Here is a 10,012-nt window from a genome sequence, read left to right as displayed (position 1 = left end):
GAGCCAGTATCTTGGCGCGACCGAGTTGACCAAAAGTGCAAAATATCAAACGCATGCAGTGCTGGTTGGTAAGGGGCATAAGTTATTAAAAAGAGATAAAAAACGTGGTTATAAGGAGCCTTGGCTACTCGTTTCTTCACTTCCAAAAAGGCACCACTTTCTCGAAAAAGTGCTCAAATTATATGGCATGAGAATGCAGATAGAAGCCGGATTTCGAGATCAAAAAAGTGTTAGGTTCGGCTTAGGCTCAGATCTGCACAGAACGAACAAACTCTACCGATTAGACATACTTTTACTGCTCGCCACACTGGTGCATTGGTTCTCAATGATGCTGGGTGCAGTGATAGACAAAGCAGGAAAGACAGGATCTTTTCAAGCTAACTCAAGCAAAAGCAGGCGAGTAGTGTCATGGGCATTTGTTGGGCTGCGATACTTCAAAAAACAGTCCATTAAACTGCACCGGCGAGATTATTTGGAAGGGCTAGCCTATTTCGTGCAAGTTGTAGTGAAACTCGATTGGAAAAATATGGATGTGAGTGATGCGATTGAAAATTAAAGATTATTTTTGGGGATCTCTTAGGAGTTTAATGGTGCTAGTGGGGGTTTGGTTAATACTAGGGTAATTTATTGTAGTTATTTAATTAATATAACAACCCTAACTTATATTAGGGCTGTTATGAAACGCTTATTTATCTAGCGCTTTAAGCTCATCAGTTGTTGTTTTTAATTTGAATTCACGGTAAAGCATATCTTCATCATTAGGGCTTAAATTCTTTCCTGACGTTTCGATTAATTTATCAAATAAAGGCTTAGTATTTTCCATAGTTACAAGCGCACATAACTGTTTCTTTCCATCTAAGCGAGCAAAACCAATTTCTTTAGCAATAGCCCCTACTAAGCTTTGCTCAGCTACCTGTTTACTTATTTGCGTAAATGATGAATTAGTCGTCGTTGAGTCTTGCTGTTGGGTTTGTTTGTTTATTAGTGTATCCATTACTTGCGCTTTAGCACTAATTTGAGTTACTAGATCGGCACGTGCATTGGCAATAGCTTGTGCTCTACTTGCAGCCATATTGCCCGTCCATACTACACAGCTAGATGAAGCCAAACCGCCCTCGGGTGCTGTAGGTTGTAAAACCCAGCTTGGAACAGAATCGTTTTCAGCAAGAGGTTGAGACTTTTGTGGTGTTGTACCACATGCTGTAATAACTCCAGCAACTGCCAATATTAAAAGTTTATTTCGCATGATTTACTTCCTTATTGTTAAGGTTCCATTGTTCTAAGTTTTTTTGATATTGAATATCTAATTTACTTACCTTTTGTAAGTACTTTTTTGTTTCGTCGTACGGTAAATTATTTATAAGTTGTGCGTATACACCTTCGCTATCTAATTGGTTTATTAAAGCTACCGCTTTATTTATATTCGTACTTCTATTTAAGTTAAATGCTTTAGCTACGTTACCAGCGCCAGTATTATAAGCTGCAATGGCACAATATCTTCGGCTTATGGGATTATTAATTTTGCGCAAATATCGAGTCGTTAAAATGTCTAAGTACCCAGCACCGTAAGTTATATTAGTTTTTGGGTCGAATAATTCTTTAGCTGTAGGAGCTATATCCTTTTTAAATTGTCTGCGAGCAACATCTAAGCCTGCTGAGTTTGGCACTATTTGCATTAATCCAAATGCTGGAATATGCGATTTTGCATTAGGATCAAATGACGACTCAGCATGTGAAATAGCTAATAGTAAAGATAATTGATCTTTAGAAAACTGGCTATAATAAGTAACAAAAGGCGCTACTTTTTTTTGTAAATAAGTATCGGGTAGAGCGAAAGTATGCGACTTAATGCGTTTGTAGGTAAGGTTTTGCTCTTTTGTTTTTTTTAGCGCATTATTTAAATTACTAATACGTTGTTCTTTTTCTTTGGTAAGCTGCTCTTTTTGGATATCAATTTGTGCTTTAGGTAATTGCTCGTTTTTATCTAAACTACTCAATGATTGCTCGTGTTGAGAAGTAATTTCATTAATTAATGCGACTTCGCTTTCATGTTTGTCTGGCTGTGCTTTTATATCAACTTTTGCTGTTTTTACTGCTTTATCGAGTAAGCTAGGGTCTTTAAAAATATCAGTTAAAACCGGCGATAATTTAACATTATTTAACAATTGATTTGTTGTTAATGCTTCTTCTTGAGAAGTCGCTTTTAGTCCTGTTTCATTTGAGCCTTCAAGTGTTTGTACAGTCACGGTCGAATTTTGTTCATCAATAATAATACGTGTTTTTTTATCCGCACTATATTCAACACGTTCTAATAATGAGCTTTGTACAGGTCTTGACCAGTTTTGCAATAATCTATCTCTAAATTTATCGTATTCCTCGAGATATGCTTGTCTGAATGCTTGATATTCCAACTGATGATCGTTTTTAAAAGTGGTTTGTTTTGCAAGTTGCTGTTTTTTAAATTCTTCGAACGTCGGCGTGGTAGCCCCGCTGTAAGCACTAAATAAAGCAAAAAATAATAAAGTGTGACGCATTTTTTATCCTTAAAAATAAGCGTTAAATTCATACGTTGTCAGTAATGAATCAGAGATGTATTCACTAGATAGCTCAGATACTGCATAAAATGTAGCCGCAGTGTTAGCAAGTATCTCGGTTGTTTTAGCTAAGGCTTTTTCGTCATCTTGAGTAAGCATTAACTCATCAAGTTTAAATAAAGCTTTTTGCGTTTCATCAAGTAATGGTGTGTAGTTACTAAAGCCAACGCTAAGGTTCAAAAACATACCTTGAGCATTTAACTGTTTTGACTGCATATAATATTTAATATTATGAGAATCAAAATAAAATTCGTTACTTGATTTTATAACATCGCTTAGACTATTAACTCTGAGCATTTTTTTATTAAAAGGTATTAAGGGTGTAAATTCCGGTACCATAGCTTTATCGTATTTTAAACTATGTACGGCGATGCCGACTATACGAGTATTTTTATTAATAAGTGTGAGTAAATATTTCGTATTTTTGTAATACCTATATTCGTAATCAGTATTCAAAGATGATGTTTTAATTACTTGCGGAATACCAATTTTTTTTTCAGCGTAAGGTAAGTAGTTGCCAATATCTAGCGCAGTAATCTTTTTTTCTTCGATTTGGTTCGTAAAGTGAGTAATGAATCCGTTGTACCCTTCAATTATGAGTGCTTTACTATCGGCCCAATTTCCAAGACCCATTAAAGTAACCATAAGTAAAATAAAGTAACCTTTCAATTTAGCTAACAAAGATTTATTTTCTTCAGTGTTAGCCTCAGGCTCTAAGTTATTTCCTACAGACATTTTCATCCTTAAAATATAGTTTATCAGTGTTAAAGATAACTGTTTAAAATATGGCTTAATATAATCGCTAATAAGAATTGATAGCAGTATTTTTTAACTTTACAATGCTATTTATTAAATTAGTTGTGCTGTCTTGATTGGCTAAATGAATTAACTCGGTTTTTGAGCGTTTAGAGTAGCTCAAACCTTTTCCTTCAAAACGTTGTTGCCAAATAGACTTTTTGCTTTGTGTATCTATTTGAAGTTTTAACTGTGTAATTACAAGTTTACTTTGTGCTTTTATTATCGAGTTTTTAACTAAATAGGTCACTTCGCAAGCCGAGTTTGTTAATTTATATCCATGCTGTAAAAGTTGCTCAGTGAGTAACTCTGTAAGTTGAGAGCTATTTTCGCCCGTTACTTTTAAGCAACTATTTTTTGCGCCTAGCATTGCTTGTTGTTGTTTTATTTTTTCTTGTTGGCCTTCTTCAAGATCGGCTTTACTAATTGAAATAGCTGCATATACAGTACAGTTAATAGGGTCTACATAACGATCATATACTTTTGCGCTTTTTAATAGCTGATTGGTTTGAGACTCAATCACCGATTTGTAATCAGAATGGCTTACTGTGCTTGACGAGGTGTTTTTAATTATTTCTTTCACTGAAATATCAGTATTTAGTAATTTTGCGAGCTCTTCACGCGCATTTTTAGCTGACCGACGTTCATCAATTGTTTTTAAACCAGAGCATTGTGAAGAGCCTGAACTAGCTAATTTTTCATCATCAACAATATCTATTCCTACCCACTTAGGCTGGGCATTCTTTGCATAGTATGAGCTGCAACTACAATGTGATGCTGCATTAGTAAGGAAAGGACTTAGCGCTATTGCCGCTAATAGTAGTGAGGATGTTCTAGTAGTCATAGTTTTACCAACAGCAATAAGGCCTAACACAAAAGTGGTAGGCCTTAACTTAAATTACAAACGGTTTGAAGTTGTTGCTAGAGTTAGCTTTGCGTTATCCGATTCACGCTCGACAAGCCGTGTTTGGCCTTCAATAACAAACTTAAGTTCGTCAACGTCTAATGTTAAGTTGCTCGCTTTTTCATAATATGCTTTTGCTAATTCTAAATCATTCGCTCTTTCTGCACACACACCATTGTTGTAGTTTATAGCCAGTGACTCTGAATACTGACTTTGAGCTTTTGCAAAGGTTTTGCAGGCGTGGTCAGGCATGTCTTTTTCTGCAAATTCAACAGCGAGGTCTAATAACTCTTCTGCTTTATCAGTTAAATCTGAATCATCAGATTCCATCAACTTTACATTTTTAGTCACTTGGTGTGGTGCAACATCTTGTTTTAATTCTTCTATTACAGCGGCAAGTGCTCTGCCTCGTAATACAGAGTCAGATGGATGAGGGTCGTCACCTTTACATACTTTACTACTTGATAGGCGTGAATATTGTTTAGTAAAAACAATTTGCCCTGTTTCTACAGATACAGCCTTAGGTTTAAAATTTACTTTCGCAATTTTTTCTGAGCACTTAATGGTTATTTCTCTAGACTTCTCACACTTGTACCATTTATCACCTTTTTGTATACATTCACTGTCTTTTTCGTAGTAAGTAGAGGTATCTACATCAGCAGTGTAGTCAGCAGTGATAAGTGTATCTGCGCCTGTAAGTTTACCTAGGCGGGTTCTGTTTTTTGAGTTACTGATATCACTTTCATTAAACCGTTGTTGTTCTATAATTTTACTAAGAGAAGCTTTATCAACAAAGGTAAAGTAAGGTTGGCCATTCACACGAATATTTGAAAGGTTTGTTTCAATTATACCTGTAGATGCGTTTCTGTTATTTGAAATAACTGCAAGACGCTTCATTTTCTCAGTGCCACTTTCTTTAGCCGCTTTTGTGTATGTAATAGGTAATTCAGCAGTTGTGAAAGAGTTATTTAAACTAGCAATACCTCCATTAATAGTTTCAGTAACTACACAGCCAGAGAGCATTACACTTGATACTAAAGCGATTTTTATTCCCTTTATCATACAATTATTCCTTTATTAAGTTAGTGTTCATTTTCACTTTTTAACACTTGTAACTAGATGGGTCAACCTTATAGCTAAAACTCTCATTAAAACGGTTCTTTTTTCTTATTTTAAAAAAGGTACAAGGGGGGAATACCTTTACAATTTAAAAAGATGCATGAATTTTATAACTATAATCGAATCCATCTTTACCTAATTTCATGTAAGAAAAACGACTAAAGTGGCTGTTATCATTCTTTAACTTATTGGATAAGTTTTTAAGTGGGGTGTACTTTATTTAATTGCATTTTCTACTGGGCAACCACGCTTTCTACATACACCTTCGTTACATAGTTTGCATATTTTACGGGCTTTTATCTGCTCGCTTGTTATGCTGCTAAGCGCTAGTTCTATCAAGCTTAAAAAGCTTTGTTTTTGTTCATCATTAAAGCTATTTAGTATTTTAGAGGTGGCTGTTTCTCGGCTGTTTAGTACTCGTTTAACCCTTTGACTTCCTTTATCAGTTACGTATAAAACAACAGAGCGAGCATCCTTTACCGATTTACGCCTCTTTACAAGCTCTTCTTTTTCAAGCGTATTTATTAATCTAACCGCACCAGAGTGCGTTAAGCCTAAAACCTTGCTCATTTAGGTAAAGAAGCGCGTTTAGTAATGTTATCTTACGAAGCTCACGGCTTCCGTGCTCGCAAGAGTTTACTGCATGTGCTTTGGGAGCAAGAGCAATGGCTCGAAAAGTACTTGTTAAGTGACGAAGCTCCTGTAAGCGAAGCTCAAGCAAATACTGAACCTTCTGTATCAGAGTAAATTGAAAGCGCGGATTATGCTGCGCTTTTTATGCCAAAAAGTGCCCCTCACAATTTTAAGCATTTTATAAATTTTTTCTATTGCGCAGAGTTACAACCTGATATTCAGTACATCACTACAGCTATTAGTTAGAGAGCAACGGCAAGTAAATTCAACGTAGTTAGAGTTGGAAATTACTACCTGTACGTCTGAATTTTGGTTATTTAGAATGAGGTGAATTATAAATTAAATCATGATCTTATAGTTTATTCTCGTTCGCAATGTCATCCCATTGACATGATAATTACATTTAGCTGTCAATATTACGCTTTAGGGTATCGTGATTAATTAAAACTAAAACGATACCAAGGAAATGTGATGAAATTGAAACCGATAGTAGGCAGCTTATTAATGCTAGGTCTATTAAGTGGCTGTGATCTAGCAGATGATGATAATGATTTAGAGCCTTTGCGTTACCAACTGATATTAAATATCACAGAGCAAAGTGCTGGAAACGTAGTAATAAGTCCAGAGCGTGCTGATTATGAGCAAGGTGCTATTGTTATGCTAAACGCTCAGGCTGCACAAGGATATAAATTTGTTTCATGGTCTGGCGATATTGGTAATGCAGACTATAGCGCGACTTCTTTAACTCTTACAATGAATAACCATAAAGAGGTTACTGCAACATTTAGCCAAATTACTGAGACACCATCAGCAGGGCAAGTGGTGATCAACGAGGTGCGTTCAAATGAAGGCGGTTATGATTTTATTGAGTTGTTTAATAACTCTGAACAAGCATTTACCTTTAGTGACGCTAATTGGGCAGTAAATGATTTAAAAGGCTTTGAGATTGATAAAGAGCCGGGCATTAAAATTCCACAAGGTACAACCATCGCTGCAGGTGGGTTTTTAGTGATTGCCACAGATCAAACTAGCATTCCATTTGATGCACCAACAGATACTTTAGTTGCCACTGCTGGCGATACTGATTTTGGTTTAGGTAAAGGCGACACCGCATTACTGGTGCACAACAATCAAATTGTAGATAGCGCACATTGGAGTGATGGTAGCCATGTGTCTACATGGGGGCGTTTACCAGATGGTGGTAATTGGCACACTCAAGATGAAGCGCTCGCGCCAACGCCTGGTGCTGCCAATAAATTACCAGCGCCGGTTGATGGTGCAACTGCCGCTAATATTGTGATCAATGAAGTGGTTTCAAAAGGCCGTGATGACGCCGATTTTGATTTTGTTGAGCTGTACAACACATCTTCTGAACCATTTGTTTTTGCAGCTAATGAGTGGGAGTTAGTTGATTTAGACCGTGAAGCGAATAACCAAGCGGGTTTAACTATCCCTGCAGGTACAGAAATTCCTGGCCACGGCTTTATTGTATTATTGCCGAATTTAGTTACGGGTGCTCAGTTACCTAACGGTGCACCCGCAACGGCTATTTTAAATAATAATGAAGACTTTGGCTTAGGCAAAGGCGAAACCATTAAACTAAAATACCAAGGCCAAGTGCATCAACAAGTCAGTTATGGCGATTTCCATGTTAATAGTTATGGCCGTTTTCCTGATGGTATGGAATTTATAGAGCTTGTTGATGAGAATGCGCCACAACTTTATGCCAGCCCTGGACGTAAAAACTTCAAAACTCCTATGCATGTGGGTGCTGCAACTACATTAAATTTCACATCATTTAATGATCAAGAAGCGGCTCTTGAAAGCAAAGGCTTCCGAGTATTTGGTAAAGGTGCAGATTTAGCTGCAGACGTTGAGCCTGAGTATGTCGCCGTATCAGCTGATTCAAGCACTGCATGGGTGTCATTGCAAGAGAATAACGGCCTTGCAAAAATAGACTTAACCACGAAAACTATCACTGATATTTTTCCGCTGGGCTTTAAAGATTATGGTATGGCTGGCAATGAAATCGATGCCAGTGATAAAGATAATATGATCAAACTACAAACCCGCGCAAACGTAGTGGGTATGTATCAACCTGATGGCATCGCAACATTTACACAAGATGGCATAGATTACGTTTTAACTGCCAACGAGGGGGATATACGTGACTGGTTTAGCAACTTCGCTGAAGGTGAGAAAGTTGCAGATATCGTGCTTGATGAGTCGGTATTTACAGACGTAAGTATATTACAAAACAACGTCGAATTAGGGCGTTTATTAGTATCGCAATATGTTGATTCTGATACTGCAGCATCAAGTCATAATAAACTCTATAGTTTTGGTGCACGTTCATTCTCAATCTTCAATGGTGATACCGGTGAGCAGGTGTTTGATAGTGGTTCATCACTTGCCTTTGAAGCTAATAAAGCCGGCGTTTACCCAGATGGTCGCAGTGATGCGAAAGGCACTGAGCCTGAGAGTGTAACAACAGGTATGGTTGCCAATAAGCGCTATGCATTTATTGCTTTAGAGCGTGCTGATGCGGTTGCAGTATATGATATTAGTGATGTTAATGCCGTAAGTTTTGTGCAAATGCTCGTTACCCAAGGTGATGATGCGCCAGAAGGGGTGTTATTTATAACCGCTGATCAAAGCCCAACGTCAAAAGCGCAGCTGGTAGTTGCAAACGAAGACAGTGGTAATATCACCGTCTATAGTGAAAACAACGAAGGCAAGTTTGATTTTGCATCACGCTTGTTAATTGAAGGTGGTGAAGGCGCCGCAGAGATCACGGCTTATGATGCACAAACAAAACGTTTATTCGTAGTAAATAACGGCAGCTTGCTTAACGCTCCTCGTATTGAAGTGATTGATTTTGCTAACCCAAATAACATTGCAACACTTGGTGCAATTGATATTAGCTATTACGGTGCAGGTGTTAATTCTGTCGCAGTATCAAACGGAAAACTTGCCGCTGCGATCGAGTCAGGCGTGAAAACTGATACTGGCGTTGTTGCTATGTTTAACACGAGTAGTTATGAGCTTGAAATGATATCTGCGGTCGGAGCACTGCCAGATATGGTAACTTTCAGTCCCGATGGTAAATTAATCATCACCGCTGACGAAGGCGAACCGAGTGAAGACTATAACGTAGATCCGCTAGGCTCTGTATCAATTATTACCGTGCCAACAATACAGTAGCTAATTCAGTTTTATTTAAACTTCATCTATAACAAAGGTCTCTATTGAGGCCTTTGTTATTAATATATTTAAACGATAAAAGCCCGACATTATTATAATGCCGAGCTTTGGACTTTATTAAGGTTTCCATGAAACGTTATATGTAAAGTGACAACTCTTTACTTTTCGGTTGTCTTTGTTTTCTCCTTACGTATTTTTCGCTTTTCTTTTAACGTCATTTTTGCTGGTTTTTTAGCTTTTTCTTTACTCATTATAAATAACTCCAATTAAATATATAAAAATTAATAAATAAAAATTGAAATGATTTACTCTATATAATTCTCCTTACTATTAATTGCTAATATTTGCCAAGAGTGAAAACATCCATATTCTTTACACTCAAAAATGTGACCTATTTTATGTCCTAAAAGATCAGTACCTATAGGAGAGTGTAATGACACAACATTATTACATAGCCCCTTTTCTGCAGCCGGAACTAAGCTTATACGGCGTTTATAACCCGTATCAGTATGCTGGATGACTACGGTACAGCCAATTTGTACATGTGGGCTAAACTTTGACCAAGGTCGTTTTGAATACTCTATTTTTTGCAACACATGCGCGAGTTTCAGCGGATGTAAAAATGCTGAACTTTGGCTTAAATAGTTTTTATACTTATAAAAAGCAGGGGTTTTGTACCCGAACAGAAAAGCAAACACGGACTATACCTCCACGAAAACTGAACCGAACTTAAATTTAAAATAATACAGTGAGACTGCCGAGT

Annotated in this window: 8 protein-coding genes and 2 pseudogenes; 3 read left to right on the top strand and 7 right to left on the bottom strand. The window is 37.1% G+C overall.

The window, feature by feature from the left end:
• Positions 1-556, top strand: a pseudogene (locus tag FW757_RS11915) (IS4 family transposase); the annotation flags it as partial.
• Between the two features lie 129 nt (positions 557-685).
• Here FW757_RS11915 and FW757_RS11910 read toward each other — a convergent pair.
• From FW757_RS11910 to FW757_RS11885, 6 genes are all read right to left on the bottom strand, one after another.
• Positions 686-1,246: an LPP20 family lipoprotein gene (locus FW757_RS11910; RefSeq protein WP_145234255.1), complete on the bottom strand. Its 561-nt coding sequence runs from the start codon at positions 1,244-1,246 to the stop codon at positions 686-688.
• On the bottom strand, positions 1,236-2,534 hold the full coding sequence (locus FW757_RS11905; RefSeq protein ID WP_145234252.1) for a transglycosylase SLT domain-containing protein: 1,299 nt from the start codon (positions 2,532-2,534) through the stop codon (positions 1,236-1,238). Before FW757_RS11905 ends, FW757_RS11910 begins: the two co-directional genes overlap by 11 nt.
• Positions 2,535-2,543: 9 nt before the next feature.
• Positions 2,544-3,329 (bottom strand): ETEC_3214 domain-containing protein, encoded by a 786-nt coding sequence (locus tag FW757_RS11900; protein ID WP_182739538.1) that lies wholly within the window; start codon positions 3,327-3,329, stop codon positions 2,544-2,546.
• Between the two features lie 67 nt (positions 3,330-3,396).
• Positions 3,397-4,233 (bottom strand): TonB-dependent receptor, encoded by an 837-nt coding sequence (locus FW757_RS11895; RefSeq protein WP_220493323.1) that lies wholly within the window; start codon positions 4,231-4,233, stop codon positions 3,397-3,399.
• A gap of 54 nt (positions 4,234-4,287) precedes the next feature.
• The gene (locus FW757_RS11890; RefSeq protein WP_145234248.1) at positions 4,288-5,355 is read right to left on the bottom strand and encodes a hypothetical protein; all 1,068 of its coding nucleotides are present in this window, start codon (positions 5,353-5,355) and stop codon (positions 4,288-4,290) included.
• A 273-nt stretch (positions 5,356-5,628) separates the two neighbouring features.
• Positions 5,629-5,982 (bottom strand): MarR family winged helix-turn-helix transcriptional regulator, encoded by a 354-nt coding sequence (locus FW757_RS11885; protein WP_246175457.1) that lies wholly within the window; start codon positions 5,980-5,982, stop codon positions 5,629-5,631.
• Between FW757_RS11885 and FW757_RS11880 the strand changes: the two are divergent.
• Both FW757_RS11880 and FW757_RS11875 read left to right on the top strand, forming a co-directional pair.
• Positions 5,974-6,159: pseudogene (locus tag FW757_RS11880) on the top strand (hypothetical protein); the annotation flags it as partial. The gene FW757_RS11885 and the pseudogene FW757_RS11880 sit on opposite strands and share 9 nt — an antisense overlap.
• Before the next feature lie 357 nt (positions 6,160-6,516).
• Positions 6,517-9,249 carry a choice-of-anchor I family protein gene (locus FW757_RS11875; protein WP_182730904.1) on the top strand — a complete coding sequence of 911 codons (2,733 nt, stop codon included), beginning with the start codon at positions 6,517-6,519 and terminating at the stop codon, positions 9,247-9,249.
• Positions 9,250-9,554: 305 nt separating this feature from the next.
• Here the strand turns inward: FW757_RS11875 and FW757_RS11870 are convergent, their stop codons facing one another.
• A complete protein-coding gene (locus tag FW757_RS11870; protein WP_182717755.1) occupies positions 9,555-9,947 on the bottom strand; it encodes a GreA/GreB family elongation factor in 393 nt (130 codons plus the stop codon).
• Between the last annotated feature and the right edge of the window lie 65 nt (positions 9,948-10,012).

Source organism: Pseudoalteromonas sp. 1181_04, assembly GCF_052850545.1.
The sequence above is the reverse complement of the archived record's forward strand: the minus strand, read 5'-3'. Positions and strand labels throughout refer to the sequence as shown.